Consider the following 16,122-nt stretch of genomic DNA (forward strand, 5'->3'; position numbering starts at 1 on the left):
TACAACAATCAGCCGTAGGGAAAGGAAGGTGCCAAACACATGCCCGGAAAAGAGAATCAGCAAAAGGATGGTGTCCTTAAGTCCGTGGAACAGATATGCGAGGAAACTTGGGAATCGGTCTACAAATTCATCTACTATAAAGTACAAACTCGCGAGGAAGCAGAGGATATCACACAGGAAACCTATCTGACACTCTGCACGCGTAAATGCGGCAGGTTCTTTTATCCAAGCTTCTTCTTATCTCTCCCTAGCGCTATTCGGAGGAATACCTGGTACAACAATAAGACACTCACTTAGTTCAAAGAAACTTTATTGAACAAACAACCCAGGGCTGTTTAACGTTCTGTAGGTAGGTCACACCTTGATTTTATCTGTTAATTAACTTTTAATTCCCATACTAGAAATAGAAGGTTTCATCAGTTTTAAACGTTGTATTTCTAAATCATGTTTTACAATGAAATTCCTAAATGTATGATCACATAAAGTTTTATCAATTTTCTCTAGACTCTCATGACTATTTTTAATTAAAAAAGCGGAATATAAGTCTCGCTGTACCAAATAATTACCTACCTGACTCCATCGCTGGTGGAGTTTTTTCTTTTCATACTCTTCTGATTCATGGTTGTATTGACTAGCCTTTGATGTCCAGGTGTTAATCTTATTAAATTTTGCATGTAAATAGTTACACTTATATTCCAAAATAGAAACAAATAATGCGGGGGCTTTGTTTGCTATGGACTTTCCAAATCTCTTCTTTCGTTGAAACTTACCAGTTTTTTCACTGATTTTGGTTTCTTTTGCCCGTTTTTGAAGTCCTTGGTAATGCATAGTTTCAATGAAGAATTCATCACCAGTACGTAGAATAACGTTTGCTAATCTGCAATGGGATTGTTTTCGTTTTGCGGCTTGTTTTCTGTGGATATCTTGTAGTTTACTTCGCAGTTTAATGTAGTTAGTAGAAAATAACCATTTATCTTTATTTCCAACTTTATAGGTTCCGCCAGGATTAAATTTATTTGGATTGGTGGTGCGTTTCGAACGGTCCATCTTCCGTAAAATGATTCGCTTTTCTCTTTCAAGGGAATCTACATCGGGTGCAAGTTCCCTTAATAAGACTACATGATCTGAGACGATTGCCATTGTTTGTGTACCTGGGTCGATACCAGTTCTGCCTTTACCTAAACGTACTTTGAATAAACCGGTATTCTTGTCCCGTTTTGCAGGTGGAATACCTCTAATAATCAATTGAACGAAATATCGCATTTTGCCCCGAATCATTTTGCGTATGATTCGACAGAATTTGATGTTCTCTTTGTACAATAATGCTTCCCTAGCGTAAATGTCCATTTCTTTTACTTGAACCCGTACCTTTGTTCCTATTACATTTACAACATATTGACCATCCACTTCACGAAAAGTAATTCCTGATTTATTCGTTTTACCTTCAATTGAAGTCATCGTCCCGTATTTTTTGAAGCATATATTTCTAGCATTGCCATAGCGTTTCTTTTCAAATGCTTTCCAGGCGCGGCTGGCCATTTTTTGGGCTGTATTAATATCTAATACTCCCTGAAAATGACGTTTCATTGGGGCTACAAAATCATGAATGGCATATTCGCTTAATCCAAATTGACGCTCAATTTTGTTTTGTTGATTGTATAAAGAACAAAGCTCTTGTTCTAAAGCCCTTGTCTCTTTATTATTTTTAGACTTTTGAATTTTATTTTTGACAGCGTTGATACACCGTACATTTTTACAGTATTGTTTGTTATTTTTGACTAACCTTTCTCGTTTTAATATTTCACCTAAACAAGCATTTTGAATTTTTCGAGAAACTTCAAAAACTAAATCAAAACGAAAAAGGTCTAGATGTGTTGTATTCAAAGGAAGTGTTAATACAAAACTGGCTTCATTTTTCTTTGACATATCTCACACCCCTTAAGAACACTTGTTCTAATATAAATATATCAAGATACTCTTAAAAAGTCTATTAAAACTACCCAAAAAATAAAAACCGAATTCCTCCCCATACTTAAATGTAGGGGCTTCCTTGGGTTTCATTCATTTGGTGAAGTCCATGCCAATATACGCAATGGAAGCATATAGCCCGAAAAATATGGAGCTTATTTAAAAACGGTCGCTTTCAATTTGCTCCATGATTTATGGCGAAAAAACAATCGCAGGGGCAGCAAAGTCCACATCGAAGCCTTGGATCCCAAGAATGTCGCGCTCGGAGACCACTCCGAATCCAGCACACAGAGGCTGCTCATTGAAAATGCCCTCCTGCAGCTGAACAAAGAACAGCGCACAGTGATTGAACTTCGAATTCTGAAGGGATACTCCGTCGCCGAAACGGCCCAGATGATGAACAAAAAGGAAGGAGCCATCCGTGTCATGCAGCATCGGGCATTATTGTCTCTGAACACGCTCTTAAACACAAATCATTAGGATTGGGGGAACCATGTATGGACAATATCGAAAAGAAAGTATCCGATTATATCGACCAACTGAATGCGGAGAGAAAGCCCGATGAACACGAAGCCCCGGCTCATTCGGAAGAAATGGAACAGCTGTTTCAAACCGTCAGGATGGTCCGCAGCCTAAAGGAGCCGGCCATGCCGGAGGGCGATTTTTCAAAAAAGCTGGCTCAGGCCGATAAAGCAAAGGAGCCGCAGAAAAAACAGCGCACAAGAACTAAATGGACATGGGCCGCCGCTGTCGCCAGCATCGCCGCCGTCTTTGTCCTGGCAATGAATTTCTTGCCGTTTGGAGAAACAAACATCGTCAATGCCATGGAGGAAGCTTACCGCCAGCTGGACGGATACCACGGGACATTGGAAATGGTGGAAACCAACGCTGATGGCACCTCGGCCGTCCAAGGGAAATGGGAGGTATGGGCCGACAAAGACGGCCATTATGTGACGAAGGGGTTGGAAGGATCCCAAAAGGATGTGACCACCGCCAATAACGGCGAGAAAAAGTGGCAGATCCGCCCTTCAGAAAAACAAGTCCATGTATTTCCAGCGTTCCCGGATACCTACCGATTTACCTTTGAACTAGGAACTGAAATACAAGCCGTAAAAAACGCCCTGTCTACAAAAGTAGTCGGAGAATCTACGATCGCCGACAGAAAAACAACGGTTGTCGAGGTCACACCAAAAGGAGGCAGCCCTTACCAAATTTGGATCGACAACGAAACAAAGCTTCCACTGCAAAAACAAACGCCGATGCACAATGGCATTCAATATAAAGTAACCTATACAAAAATGGAAGCCGCCAAGTCCATCCCTGAGGAGCTTACCGCTTACGATGTACCCGCAGGTTTCAAAGAAATCAATACCAATCCTGAACAAATCGTTTCTAGCCTCGAGGAAGCCGCCAAGGCGGTCGGATTTATGCCGGTCGCACCAACGACGCTCCCTAGCGGTTATGTTTTAGCGAAAGTGGCCATTATTCCAAATAAGAATTTGGTAAAAACCTATTACTCAGCCAATAACAACCATGTGGTGTTGCTTCAAGGAAAGGACCTCAGCGAATTCAAGCTGGCCTCCACTGCCATCCTTGGGAAAATCAATGGGAATCCTGCCGAGATTCAGGATCCTGTTCAGGAAGATTCGGGCATTCTCAGCGGTGGTGGCGCTTATGCAGGAGAGACCAACCTTGCATCCATCCGCTGGCAGCAAGATGGATCACAATATGCCGTTGTCGGCGATATTCCAGTAACGGAACTGGCCGGTTTCATAAATGCATTCTTCGATGCCAACCTTGAAATCCCTTCCCTTGATCAAAGCCATCCTCAAGTGAAGGTGCCATATGACTTGGCAGTAGAAGAAAATGACCAGAAAAGCGTTGATGCCGGAAGTTCTCCATGGAAGCTAGATCCTGCTTTTGTTGCCCAGGTTTTTGTCAGCCTGAAGATTTCTCCTGAAGGGATCACCGGGGATTACCCAATTAAGACGGAGGAGCTGAAAGTCGTGCAAAACAACGGGAAAGATGCCATCATCGAGGTAAGTAGTCCACTTTCGCCGATTAAACGAGTTTACTTACAACGTCTTGTCAGACAAGACTCCACAGGAATCTGGACGGTTGTCGGCTACGACTCGGCAGATCAATAAGAAGAAAAGACAATGGGCAACGGTCCATTGTCTTTTTTGTAACTGGATGCCCTCGAGGATTATTTTCGGACAGACTTGGGGGTTTTTTTTATTTAATATTTTTGAAATTAGTTAGCATATTGATATTTTTCTTTCATTTAAACTCTATGCCAATGCTCCCGAACCCTTTCCCAATGGCCTAAAACCATCCACCTGCCTCAAATTCCTTCCAAAAACAGAAGCAGAGAAATACTCTTCTCTGCCTCTCCATCACACTCTCTTTCCATATCCAAACGCGCCATATTTTTCACATGTCTTCCCTGCAGAAATAGCAGCATTCCGCAAGGCAATTTTAACATCATTGGTATTGAAATAAGAGGTTAGAAAGCCCGCGATAAAAGAATCTCCCGCTCCCATCGTGTCAACAATCTCTGTTTCAACCGGTGATTGCAAGTACCTCTTCTCACCATCAGAACAAATAGCCGGGTCCCCCCCTTTTGTTACAACTACAATTTTTACACCAAAAGTATGGACATACGACATTAAGGAATCAATCTCATCTTGACTCATACCGCTTCCGGAAAAAAAAGCAAATTGTATAAACGGACAAACTTTTTGGAGATACTCATTATTCCATTTGTTTTTGGTAGAAAAATCAAAGGATATCGGTTTAAAACTTAATCTTTGCAACTCATGCTCAATATTAGAATTGATACTCGTATGAATCACGTCAAACTCCTTCAAATAGATTAAGTCTTCGTTCGTAAATTGTAGGGTGGCTTTTGATTGTACCCTAGATTCCCGGTTAGTCTTCTTAAAAACACGGTCTCCGTTTTCATCCAAAGCAACATAAGCTTTTCCATTTGAACCATACATTTTACGAATTTTTGAGGTATCAATTTCTTCATGACAAAGTGCTTCTAAAACATGCCTTGCTTCTAAATCATCACCAATAATTCCAATATATCCGTTCTTCTCTGCACCATTCCTTTTGCTTATAACCGTAACATTCAAGGCATTGCCTCCAGGATAAATAGTACTTTGATCTTCATAATAATCAACGACATTATCACCTATTCCAACTAACTTCATAAACCTCTTCACTCCATGATAAAAATCTAGCGTTACAAATTAATTGCAATTATCTTATAATCCTATAAAACATACGGTTAGTTTATGTACTACTATTAAAATGAAGCAGGAGAACCTATCCCCCTGCCCCACTTAAAAAAATCCATCGTGAACAACTAGCTATTAATCTTCAATATACGTTTCTTCTAAAGTTACACCAGATTGGAAAGATAGGAAGCCGTCAAGGTTTTCAAAACCGTTGACATTCTTTTGCATTCCATAGCTTTGTTCCCTCCAGCTCAAGTAGACAAATGGCGATAACTCCATTGCTCTTTCAATAAGTTGTTTGTAAATTTCCTCACGTTTTGCTGGATCAATTTCCTTTTTACCTTGTGCTAACAAATTGTTAATTTGTTCATCATCAAAGTTTGCTGAGTTATTAAGACGTGCAGGGCCGCCTTTGTAGAAGTTGCTCATCCAATCTCCATCTGTAATATCACCGGAAGTACCGGCCACTAAGAATTGGTATTCACCTTTAACGTTTTTATTGATTCGTGTTGCCCAGTCTGGAAGCTCTAATTCTACCTCAATGCCGATTTTCTTTAACTCGGATTGTACAGCCACCGCTGTTTGCTCATGCATTCCATATTGAGAAGTTGATAGAAGAGTGGCTTTAAATCCATTTGGATATCCCGCTTCAGCAAGAAGCTCTTTTGCTTTCTTTACATCATGCTTAAAGTATTTTGTAAACTTTTCATCATATCCCATATAGCCTTTTAAAATAGCCATTCCATAAATTGCTTCTCCACGACCGCTAAATGCTGTATTAATGATGGCATTCCTGTCGATACCATAAGCAATTGCCTGTCTTACCTTTGGATTGCTAAATGGTTCAAAGTCAGTATTAAATTGTAGAGCCATAAATGGTCCATTTGCACTTTCAAGCTTTAAATTATCTACCTTCGAAATGGAATCTGTATCTTTCCAAGGAACATTCTCAATTAAATTAACATCACCAGCGCGCAGGGCATTAACACGAGTATTTTCATCGGAATAGAATTGGAATTTAATTTCATCTAAATATGGTTTGCCTTCTTTATAGTAATCGTCAAATTTCTCTAGAACAATGTTACTTCCTTGTGTCCAGGAAACAAACCTAAATGGTCCAGCACCCATTGGCTTCGTCGCCAAACCTTCACCATTTGCTTCTGTATAAGACTTCGAAACAATAACGGATTCAGGAAGCGCTGTATAGTGCACGAAAGGAGCGGATGGCTCAGTAAGATTAAATGTAATTGTTTTTTCATCTGCAACTTGGATATCCTTAATGATCGATAATTCTGTCTTAAACGTTGCCTTGCTATCCGATGCTAACATACGCTCGTATGTAAATTTCACATCTTCCGCAGTAACTGGATCACCATTATGGAATTTTGCATCCCGAAGCTTAAAGGTATAAGATGTCAGTTCGTCATTTGTTGTATAGGATTCTGCCAACTCTGGTTCTAATTCACCTTTTTCATTGTAATTAAACAGACCTCTGTAAATAGCTAATTTTACAGTTCTTCCATGAGTACCATTTTGAATATAAGGGTCCATTGTCGTTGGTTCTGCAGCTAATCCAAATGTTAAAGATCCTCCTGATTTATCCCCTTCTGCCCCTTGGGATTTCTTTTCTGTTGATGCATCTTTCCCTGAACACGCTCCCAATAAGCCAATTACTCCAAATGCTAAAATAAACAAAACCATTAATTTCTTTGTCATACTCTCACTCCTTTATTTTGTAAAATCTTTTAAAAACGCTGTCATTAACTTCTATTGTTTGTTCTTAAGCCTTGGGTCTAGAATATCTCTGAAGCTGTCACCCATTAAATTAATAGCAAGCATTGTCACACCCAAACAGAGGGATGGCCAAATGACATACATAGGATTGTTATAAATATAGCCACGGGCATCGCCAATCATTTGCCCCCAAGAAGGTTCCGGCGGCACGACTCCCAAACCTAAGAAACTCAAGCCAGATTCTAATAAAATGGCGGCCGCTATCGTTAAACTGATTTGGATAATTAACGGAGACATGATATTTGGTAAGATCGCCTTGGTAATTACCCTGAAATGAGAAGCACCCAATGAAAGTTCACTTTGAACATATTCCAGACCTTTCACCTGCAGAGTTGCAGAATGAGTAATACGTGCAAAACGTGGAATGTATAGAACTCCAATAATAATAATTAAATTTTTCACACCAGAGCCCCAAAACCCAACTACCATTAAAGCTAATAGAATAGGTGGGAAACATAATATAATATCAATTGCTCGCATGATAGCCTTTTCGGTTAACCCACGGGCATACCCCGCAATGACCCCTAGTGAAACCCCGCCAATAAACGCTATAATAGTTGCCCCAAATGCGACAAGCATAGTTGGACGGATGCCTAGGATCAACCGGCTTAAAATATCTCTTCCATATTCATCGGTTCCCAATGGATGTCCCGATGAAAAACTTTTAAGTACCTGATTCTGATCAATCTCAAGGGGATCATTCGGAGCAATCAAAGGTCCAATAAGTGCGATTATTAAAATTGGAAGAAGTATGATAAAACTGAATAAAAACGTTTTGTGATGTAAAAATTTCCGAATCATCCTTCCACCTTCCTTCCAAGAGAATAGACAGTTTACTAACGTGTTCTCGGATCCATCAATCCATAAATAATTTCTACAGCTCTATTGATCAAAATGTAAAAAGCGGCAATCACGATAATAGAACCTTGTATAATAGGATAATTACGATTATTAATCGCTTCTACCAACAATGTGCTTAAACCAGGCCAATTGAATAGAAACTCGATTAACACTGTTCCGCCTATTAAATTGGCTAGCTCTAAACCTATTACTGTGATAACAGAAATAATCGCGTTTCTTAATACGTGTTTAAAAATAACGACTCTTTCAGCCATTCCTTTTGCTCTTAATGTTTGAACAAAGTCCCTACCTAAAACTTCAAGCATGGATGATCTCGTCATCCTTGCAATCGAAGCCGCCAAGGGCAAAGCAACTGTAATGGCTGGCAGGAGCAGCTTCTGTAAATGCTTTACGGGGTCTTCCGTAAAATCTGTATAACCGCTGGCAGGAAGCAGATTTAATTGCAAACTCAAAACCAATATAAATACCGTTCCTGTGACATATACCGGAAAAGACAAACCGGCAGCAGCAATAGATGAAACAATCATATCCACAAAGCCGCCGCGTTTTACAGCAGCAATAATTCCTAGGCTTATTCCAAATATAGAACCGACAATAATCGCTGCAATCGCTAATTCTAATGTTTTGGGAAGCCTTTCAGCCAAATATGTAGTAACATCCATGTTATTGAAAAGCGATTGTCCAAAGTCCAGTCTTAGAATATCGGCAAACCAGGCAAAATATTGTTTCAATAAAGGCTGATCCAAACCCAGTGTTGCACGCATCGCTTCAACTGCAGCAGGATCCGCTCCTCTTTCTGTACCTAATACCAATAACACGGGATCACCAGGCATGAAACGAAGTAACGCAAAAACAATCGTAGCAACAATGAAAATCTGAATCACAGCTACTCCTAAGTTTTTAGATACAAAACGAAGCAAAAATCTCACCCCAATCTTTATGGACTATTAATTAATCTTTTGTATTTTTGATTCCGCAAACAAATGACACGCAGCAGAATGGTTAGCTCCAACAGACATAAATTCCGGCTTCACTTCTTTACAGATAGCCATCGCATAAGGACATCTCGAGCTTAATCTGCAACCGCTTGGCGGGTTAACAGGACTTGGAAGGTCTCCTTCCAAAACAATCTGTTCCTTCTTATAGGTAGGATCTGGGATTGGTATCGCCGATAATAAAGCTTGAGTGTAGGGATGCCTTGGATTTTTGTAGATAGTTTCAGCTTCTCCCACTTCCACCATCTCACCCAAATACATAACACCGATTTTATCACTGACATGCTTTACCACGGATAAATCGTGAGAGATAAATAAATATGTTAGTTTAAATTCTTTTTGCAAGTCGTTCAAGAGATTCAGGATTTGAGATTGAATGGAGACGTCTAACGCTGAAACTGCTTCATCACAAATGACCAATTTGGGGTGTAAAGCAATTGCGCGGGCTATCCCGATCCGCTGTCTTTGTCCGCCGGAAAATTCATGCGGGTATCGATTAATATATTGCTGACTTAGCCCAACCATCTCAAGCAACTCATTCACTTTTTGGACACGTTCTTTTTTGTCGTAAATGCCATGGATTTCAAATGGTGCACTTATAATCTCTCCGACTGTCATCTTTGGATTTAAAGATTCATACGGTTTCTGAAAAACCATTTGCATATGTTTTCTGTTTTGGCGTAATTCCTTTCCTCGTAATTGAAGAAAGTTTCTCCCCTGAAAGTTGATTTCTCCACTGTCAGCCTTGATTAATCCCATGATTAATCTTGCCAGAGTACTTTTTCCACATCCGGATTCTCCTACAAGTCCAAATGTTTCCCCTTCATTAATCGTAAAGCTGACATCATTGACAGCCTGAACAAAATGCTTTTGAGTTGAAAACATTCCTTTGTCTTTAATCGGAAAATACTTTTTTAAATTTTTCACCTCTAAAAGAGTGTTGCTTTTCATTGTCACTTCACACTCCTTCGTTAATATGCCAACATTTAGCCGAATGTTGTGGATTGATTTCTTTAAGTACTGGTTCCTTTTCTATACATAAATCAGTAGCAAAGGAACAGCGCGGATGAAATCTACAGCCTTTGGGCATCGAATTGATGGTCGGTACTGTACCTGGGATGCTATACAGCGTTTTATCTTTTTGATGTAAGGGTGGAACTGATTGTATTAATCCTTTTGTATAAGGGTGTTGTGGATTTTTAAAAATGGTTAATACATCCGCTTGTTCGACAATTTGACCTGCATACATGACGGCAACACGGTCCGCCATCTCCGCCACGACACCCAGGTCATGTGTGATTAATAGAATCGCCATGTTATATTCTTTCTTAATCCTGTTCAATAAATCTAGAATCCTCGCTTGCACCGTCACGTCCAAAGCAGTAGTAGGTTCATCGGCAATTAACAGCTGAGGGTTGCATGATAAGGCCATTGCAATCATGACACGCTGGCACATTCCTCCTGAAAGTTCATGCGGATAAGAGTGAAAAATAGTTTCAGGGTGGGGGATCCCCACTTGTTTCAGTAGTTCGACAGCTCTATTCCTAGCCGCTTCTTTTGAAGTTTGCTCATGAATTCGGATTGCCTCCGTGATCTGACTACCACAGGTATAAACAGGATCAAGGGCTGACATCGGGTCTTGAAAGATCATAGAGATCGATTTCCCCCTGATTTTGTCCATCTCTTTCCTATTTAGGTTTACTAGATTTTTATCTTCAAAAATAATCTCACCTGATGCTATTTTCCCGGATGAAGGCAAAAGCTGCATAAGTGACATAGAAGTAATCGTCTTCCCACTTCCACTCTCACCTACGACGCATAATGTTTCACCTTTTTTCAGGGACAAGGTAACATCCTTTATGGCAGGAAAAACACCATAATCGGTATTAAATACAGTAGATAAACCTTTTATGTCAAGAAGTGTATCCCCCACAAACATCCCTCCTCCAACTGGCAAGAAAACCATTATTTGTCTTAATTTGTCTTAATTTGTTATAATAAATAATAGGCCATACTTACCGAATGTTCAACCTTATTCGAAAATTTAACTTAAGCGCTTACTTTTCTAAAAAAGTAGTTTTCAGAAAAATCGCTACCTACAACTCTACTACTATTCACTTTGTAGGTAGCGTTAATTTTTTAAATACTATTTTGGATCAATCCCAATCTATACTTTTCTGTTGCTTCCACATCGACAGAATAGGTTCCGTTGTCCCATATGATCTTAACCCCATAATCTTCTAACGCTTTTTCAACTGATACCTTTTGATCAATTACATCAAATAAAACTAATTCTGGTTCCCTGTCCACCGGAGAACCGAAGCCCCCTGACCCTGGTGTGCAAACACTGATAAGATCACCTTTGTTTAAAGGCAGCTCCGAAACTTTCGAGCTAAGTCTCATTTCCTCTTCTCCATCTTTAGAGTATAAAAATACTCCTGGGCTTCCTACTTTCCCACCATTAATGCCCCAAGGAGCAAACTTGTGACGGTCGCCCAGACCGGTATAAGAAATATCATCCGTTAAAATTCGATAGTCCCTCTGAATTCCTAATCCGCCGCGGTGTAATCCTGCTCCACCTGAGTCCTTCCTAAGAGCGTATTTTTCAATTAAAATTGGATACTCTCTTTCAAGGGCTTCAACTGGCAAGTTAGAAGTATTTGTCATATGAACCTGCACACCGCTCAATCCGTCGCCAAATGCATGGGCCCCTGAACCGCCGGCAATTGTCTCTAAATACACAAAGTAATTATCCGTATTCGGATTTGTTCCGGAGAAAATCGCTGAAGTGACTACACTATTACAGGCAGCCAATACCCGTTCTGGCGCTACCTTTGATAAGGCTCCTAGCACGACGTCAACTACACGTTGTGAAGTATCAATCCGCTGGCCGACGGGCACAGGAAGTGTACAGTTAACGATTGTGCCTTTTGGCGCTTTAACCTGTAATGGACGATAAATTCCTTGGTTTGAGAAAATATTTTGTCCGGCCACTGCCTTAAAGCAATAGAAAATCGTAGTTACCAAACCAGAATAAACCATATTTAACGGTCCGGGCACCTGAGGGCTGGTTCCTTCAAAATCTACAATGGCATTACTATCATCGATTGTAATCTTGGCTTTTATTAAAACTGGATCCTGCGAATGCGTTCCGGCATCGTCTAGATAGTCTTCAAATGTATAGGTTCCATTTGGCAAGGAACGGATTCCAGTCCTCATTAATTCTTCGGCGTAATCCAGTAATGCATCCGTGCATGTTTCGAAATAAGCTGAGCCATATTTTTGTACAACTTCCTGCAATCTTCTGACCCCTGCTTTATTGGAAGCAATTTGGGCATCCAAATCTCCTTGCCTTTCTAAAGGAGTTCTTGTATTTAGCGTAATAAAATCATAGCTCTCTCTTACAACCTGACCCTTGCTACATATTTTTACAAGGGGAATCCGTAACCCTTCTTGGTATATAGTCGTAGAATCAGGTGAAACACTTCCCGGTACGATCCCTCCAATATCGGAATGGTGCGCAATATTAGCCACAAATCCTACCAATTTCTCTTCCACAAACACCGGCGCAACCATTGTGATATCTGGCAAGTGGGTTCCACCTCCCGAATACGGGTCGTTGGTCACAAACATATCCCCAGGGAAAATTGAATCGGACGGGTATTTTTCCAATACTTGATTGACTACATCTAGCATAGATCCCAAGTGCATCGGTACATATTCAGCTTGAGCTGTCATATTTCCCTTCGCATCGAAAACGGCGGTAGAACAATCTTTACGTTCCTTAATATTAGTAGAAAAGGCCGTTTTTACTAGAGTTATTCCCATCTCTTCAGCAACAGAAAGCAATAAGTTCCCAACAATCTCCAAAGTAATAGGATCTACTTTATTCACCATGGTTTATTCCTCCTCACCGAACGTATAAATAATCAAGTTCCCATATTCATCCACCTTCATTGATTGTTCGGGGAGGACTAAAATGGTGGTATCCATCTGTTCAACAATTAAAGGACCCTGAACTTTGTTTCCAGGCTTCAGATCTTCACGGACAAATATTTTTGTTTCGTAATACCCTGGTTCATCAACCTCTGTAAAATAAACTGGCCGCGTAGCAATAGGCGATGCTGTTACAGATGCCGTGTCTGCTTTTTCAAATTCAGCTTTTGGCAACTGGCCAACAGCTGTTAATCTGAAGTTTACAAATTCCATCACACCATCTTTTTTGGAATAGCCATAAACCTTTTCATGTTGTTCTTGGAAGCGATTAGTTATTGCTGCAAAACCAAATGGATTCAATTCATCCCATTCTACAGGAATTGGAATTTCATAGTTCTGCCCCTTAAATCTCATATCAATAACCAATTCATATTTTCGTTTTGATTCTGAGATATTTTCTTTTTCCAGTAATTTTAGGCCTTCCTCTTTTAGTTCTTCAAAAATAGCAGCGGAAACGATCATGTTCTCAGGTGTAGCCTCATGTAAAGATGAACGAACATAATCTGTTCTTACGTCCGTAACCAACAAACCAAGGGAACAAAAAGTTCCCGGAGAAGGCGGAATAAGCACTCTCGGAATATTCAACTCTTTGGCAAGAGCACTGCAATGTAGACCACCTGCACCGCCAAATGAAACTAAAGTAAAGTCCCTAGGATCATGACCTTTCTGAATTGAAATTAAGCGAATAGCCCTTGACATATTGGCATTCACAACCGAAATAATACCAGCAGTTGCTTCTTCCAATGTAAGATTGGAATGCTTGCAAATGTGTTCTTTTATTGCTCGTTCTGCGGCTTCCCTATCTACCGTCATTCGACCGCCCAAAATTTCCTTAGGATTTAACCGACCCAGCAATAAATTCGCATCTGTTACAGTTGGTTTTGTACCGCCGCGTCCATATGATGCAGGTCCAGGTGTTGAGCCAGCGCTTTCAGGTCCCACTTTCAGAGCTCCACCATTGTCAATATAGGCAATGGAGCCGCCGCCTGCCCCGCAGGCATGAATATCTAACATGGGAATACGAGCGGGAAATCCTTCGACTTCTCTTTCCATTGAAATTTTCGGTTCTCCGTTTTCAATTAAACTGAAATCTGCGGATGTACCTCCCATATCGAAGGTAATCATATTTTTATAACCGGTTAGTTCAGCCAGATTTTTCGCAGCGACTACACCTGCTGCTGGACCAGAAACAGCTGTGCGTAATGGCGAAGAAACTGATTCCTGAATAGAAATAATTCCGCCATTTGACTGAGTAATATATGGTTCAGCCGGAATTCCGTATTCTTTTACCGCATTTAAGAAGTTTTCCATATAATTTTTCATGACCGGCCCGAGATAGGCATTTAATGCTGTCGTACTTAACCTTGAGTATTCGCGGAATTCAGGAACAATCTCATGGGATGCCGAAACGTAAGCTTCAGGAAAACGCTCTTTTATTGTTTCAACGGCCTTCTTTTCATGTTCAGGGTTTAAATAGGAAAAAAGGAAACAAATTGCTACCGATTTTACCCCTTGTTCCTTCAATGCATCAATTGATTTATGAAGACTTTCATCATCTAAAACTTTATAGACTTCACCGTTGGCCATAAGCCGCTCATTAGCTTCAAATCTCAAATTTCCAGGAATAATAGGGGCAGGTTTTTCTTCAAAAAAGTTATATAAGCTAGGACGTGTCTGCCGTCCTATTTCTAGTAAATCCCGAAATCCCTTTGTTACAATAAGCCCCGTAACCGCTCCCTTCCGCTCAATTAACGCATTCGTCGCAACTGTGGTGCCATGGGCTAAATAATGAACATCTTCCACTGCAATATCATTCAATTCAAGAATTTCTTTTATCCCTTTCATAATGGCACGAGAAGGATCGTCAGGGGTTGAAGAAACTTTGTGGTTCTTGATTTTCCCATTTCTACTATCGACCAATGTTACATCTGTAAATGTCCCTCCAACATCTACTCCTACCATGTAGCTCATAAAGCTTCCTCCTTTGGAAAGTAAACAGAAACTTATAAATCAATTATGTAATACATTCGTTATATATTATCATTAATAATTTTATAACATTGCAATACATTTGTTGACTGTTTTTTTTGAATAGTCCTATTATAGAATATTTTTAATAAATTTAATACTGAAAGTGATGAAAATAGGAAAACGCTATTGTAATGCTCTTTTTTTAATGATACCGGCACAAAGCGCGGGATTTGACCTGAAGTTATATTTTTATGTAAAAATAATTTTACAAAACGGCCTCCTTTTAAGAGGCCGAAATTGCATAGAAAGATATAGGACAATTAATATGCTACCTTCCACATATATCTTCGTTGATCCATTGAATGGTTTCTGAGAATAGACATTTGATAAACAAAAAATCTTTCGATTGGTATCATTACTACAGAATTAAAGAATTCAGCTACACTTGAATCGATTTGATCGAGCCCTATTTCATCTGCATCTATAATAATAAAACGTTCCGCATATTGATTTAAAAACTTCTCCGCCCTTTCATCCATCGGACGTGTGCGACCCAGACTCTTTAAGAGAACAAACGGAACTTTCTTGTCAGTTGTTTCAAATGGTCCATGGAAATACTCGCCAGAATTTAACGCAACGGCATGTTTCCACTGCATCTCCATAAAGTGGCAGCACGCCATAGTGTATGCAGTTCCGTAAAGCGGTCCGCTTCCTAAAACATAAAAGAATTCATCGTCCTTAAATTCCTCAGCAAACTGTTTGGCTTTAGGCAATAAGCTTTTTTTTGCAGAATCTACGATATTATCAATTTTGTCGTAAGCACTGATAGCAGCTTCATAGTTTTGATACCCTTCGAATTGATGCAGTATCTCGAATACTAATTTTAATGCCAGAGCCTGGTTTGCCTTAGAATAAACCTGATTATCTCCATTTGAATAAATTACTTTATATTGACCATTTTGGGCCATGAGTGTTTCAGGAGACCCCGTCATAGCAATAGTAATCGCGCCTCTTTTGTTCGCTAATTTTACAGCTTCTACAGTTTCAGGTGTAGCATTTAAAGAGCATATGATACAAACTGTCTGTTCACCTAATGCTGCTGGAGTTGCATGGACAAATTCATTACTGTTATAAATTGCTGTTGCGATATTTTTCGCTTCGCTTTGCATTAAATATTTAGCTGGATATATAGCCGCTTGTGATCCGCCGCAAGCCACAAAATATAACGCTTTCAATCCTCCCGCCACTTCAACCTTTTGTTTAATTTCATTAATTATCGTTTTAATTTCCAT

Annotated in this window: 11 protein-coding genes and 1 pseudogene; 2 read left to right on the top strand and 10 right to left on the bottom strand. The window is 39.9% G+C overall.

Annotated elements, in window-relative coordinates; all coding sequences use genetic code 11:
• Positions 1–378 precede the first annotated feature (378 nt).
• A complete protein-coding gene (locus tag AR334_RS10550; protein ID WP_066309568.1) occupies positions 379–1,926 on the bottom strand; it encodes a hypothetical protein in 1,548 nt (515 codons plus the stop codon).
• A 204-nt stretch (positions 1,927–2,130) separates the two neighbouring features.
• Here AR334_RS10550 and AR334_RS30340 point away from each other — a divergent pair.
• Both AR334_RS30340 and AR334_RS10560 read left to right on the top strand, forming a co-directional pair.
• Positions 2,131–2,448: pseudogene (locus AR334_RS30340) on the top strand (RNA polymerase sigma factor); the annotation flags it as partial.
• A 17-nt stretch (positions 2,449–2,465) separates the two neighbouring features.
• Complete coding sequence (locus AR334_RS10560; protein WP_066309574.1) at positions 2,466–4,115, top strand: sigma-E factor regulatory protein RseB domain-containing protein; 1,650 nt, start codon at positions 2,466–2,468, stop codon at positions 4,113–4,115.
• Positions 4,116–4,364: 249 nt separating this feature from the next.
• On the opposite strand, the gene AR334_RS10565 is transcribed toward AR334_RS10560, so the two are convergent.
• The 9 genes from AR334_RS10565 to AR334_RS10610 form a co-directional block, all read right to left on the bottom strand.
• On the bottom strand, positions 4,365–5,186 hold the full coding sequence (locus AR334_RS10565; protein WP_066309576.1) for a PfkB family carbohydrate kinase: 822 nt from the start codon (positions 5,184–5,186) through the stop codon (positions 4,365–4,367).
• Positions 5,187–5,348: 162 nt separating this feature from the next.
• Positions 5,349–6,929, bottom strand: a complete 1,581-nt coding sequence (locus tag AR334_RS10570; protein WP_066309578.1) for an ABC transporter substrate-binding protein — start codon at positions 6,927–6,929, stop codon at positions 5,349–5,351.
• Between the two features lie 51 nt (positions 6,930–6,980).
• Positions 6,981–7,808 (bottom strand): ABC transporter permease, encoded by an 828-nt coding sequence (locus AR334_RS10575; protein ID WP_066309580.1) that lies wholly within the window; start codon positions 7,806–7,808, stop codon positions 6,981–6,983.
• A 35-nt stretch (positions 7,809–7,843) separates the two neighbouring features.
• Positions 7,844–8,788, bottom strand: a complete 945-nt coding sequence (locus AR334_RS10580; protein WP_066309583.1) for an ABC transporter permease — start codon at positions 8,786–8,788, stop codon at positions 7,844–7,846.
• A gap of 27 nt (positions 8,789–8,815) precedes the next feature.
• Positions 8,816–9,814 (bottom strand): ABC transporter ATP-binding protein, encoded by a 999-nt coding sequence (locus AR334_RS10585; RefSeq protein ID WP_066309586.1) that lies wholly within the window; start codon positions 9,812–9,814, stop codon positions 8,816–8,818.
• Positions 9,815–9,821: 7 nt separating this feature from the next.
• Positions 9,822–10,802 (bottom strand): ABC transporter ATP-binding protein, encoded by a 981-nt coding sequence (locus AR334_RS10590; protein WP_216638022.1) that lies wholly within the window; start codon positions 10,800–10,802, stop codon positions 9,822–9,824.
• Positions 10,803–11,002: 200 nt separating this feature from the next.
• Positions 11,003–12,760 carry a hydantoinase B/oxoprolinase family protein gene (locus AR334_RS10595; RefSeq protein WP_066309593.1) on the bottom strand — a complete coding sequence of 586 codons (1,758 nt, stop codon included), beginning with the start codon at positions 12,758–12,760 and terminating at the stop codon, positions 11,003–11,005.
• 3 nt (positions 12,761–12,763) lie between these two features.
• Positions 12,764–14,830, bottom strand: a complete 2,067-nt coding sequence (locus AR334_RS10600) for a hydantoinase/oxoprolinase family protein (RefSeq protein ID WP_066309594.1) — start codon at positions 14,828–14,830, stop codon at positions 12,764–12,766.
• Positions 14,831–15,150: 320 nt separating this feature from the next.
• Positions 15,151–16,122 (bottom strand): SIS domain-containing protein, encoded by a 972-nt coding sequence (locus AR334_RS10610; protein WP_066309597.1) that lies wholly within the window; start codon positions 16,120–16,122, stop codon positions 15,151–15,153.

This window comes from Bacillus sp. FJAT-29814 (genome assembly GCF_001510715.1).
GTDB lineage: Bacteria > Bacillota > Bacilli > Bacillales > Cytobacillaceae > Neobacillus.

Coding starts and splice junctions, on each gene's coding strand:
- AR334_RS10550 (WP_066309568.1), bottom strand. CDS start 1,926: ATGTCAAAGAAAAATGAAGCCAGTTTTGTATTAACACTTCCTTTGAAT.
- AR334_RS10560 (WP_066309574.1), top strand. CDS start 2,466: ATGGACAATATCGAAAAGAAAGTATCCGATTATATCGACCAACTGAAT.
- AR334_RS10565 (WP_066309576.1), bottom strand. CDS start 5,186: ATGAAGTTAGTTGGAATAGGTGATAATGTCGTTGATTATTATGAAGAT.
- AR334_RS10570 (WP_066309578.1), bottom strand. CDS start 6,929: ATGACAAAGAAATTAATGGTTTTGTTTATTTTAGCATTTGGAGTAATT.
- AR334_RS10575 (WP_066309580.1), bottom strand. CDS start 7,808: ATGATTCGGAAATTTTTACATCACAAAACGTTTTTATTCAGTTTTATC.
- AR334_RS10585 (WP_066309586.1), bottom strand. CDS start 9,814: ATGAAAAGCAACACTCTTTTAGAGGTGAAAAATTTAAAAAAGTATTTT.
- AR334_RS10590 (WP_216638022.1), bottom strand. CDS start 10,802: ATGTTTGTGGGGGATACACTTCTTGACATAAAAGGTTTATCTACTGTA.
- AR334_RS10595 (WP_066309593.1), bottom strand. CDS start 12,760: ATGGTGAATAAAGTAGATCCTATTACTTTGGAGATTGTTGGGAACTTA.
- AR334_RS10600 (WP_066309594.1), bottom strand. CDS start 14,830: ATGAGCTACATGGTAGGAGTAGATGTTGGAGGGACATTTACAGATGTA.
- AR334_RS10610 (WP_066309597.1), bottom strand. CDS start 16,122: ATGGAAATTAAAACGATAATTAATGAAATTAAACAAAAGGTTGAAGTG.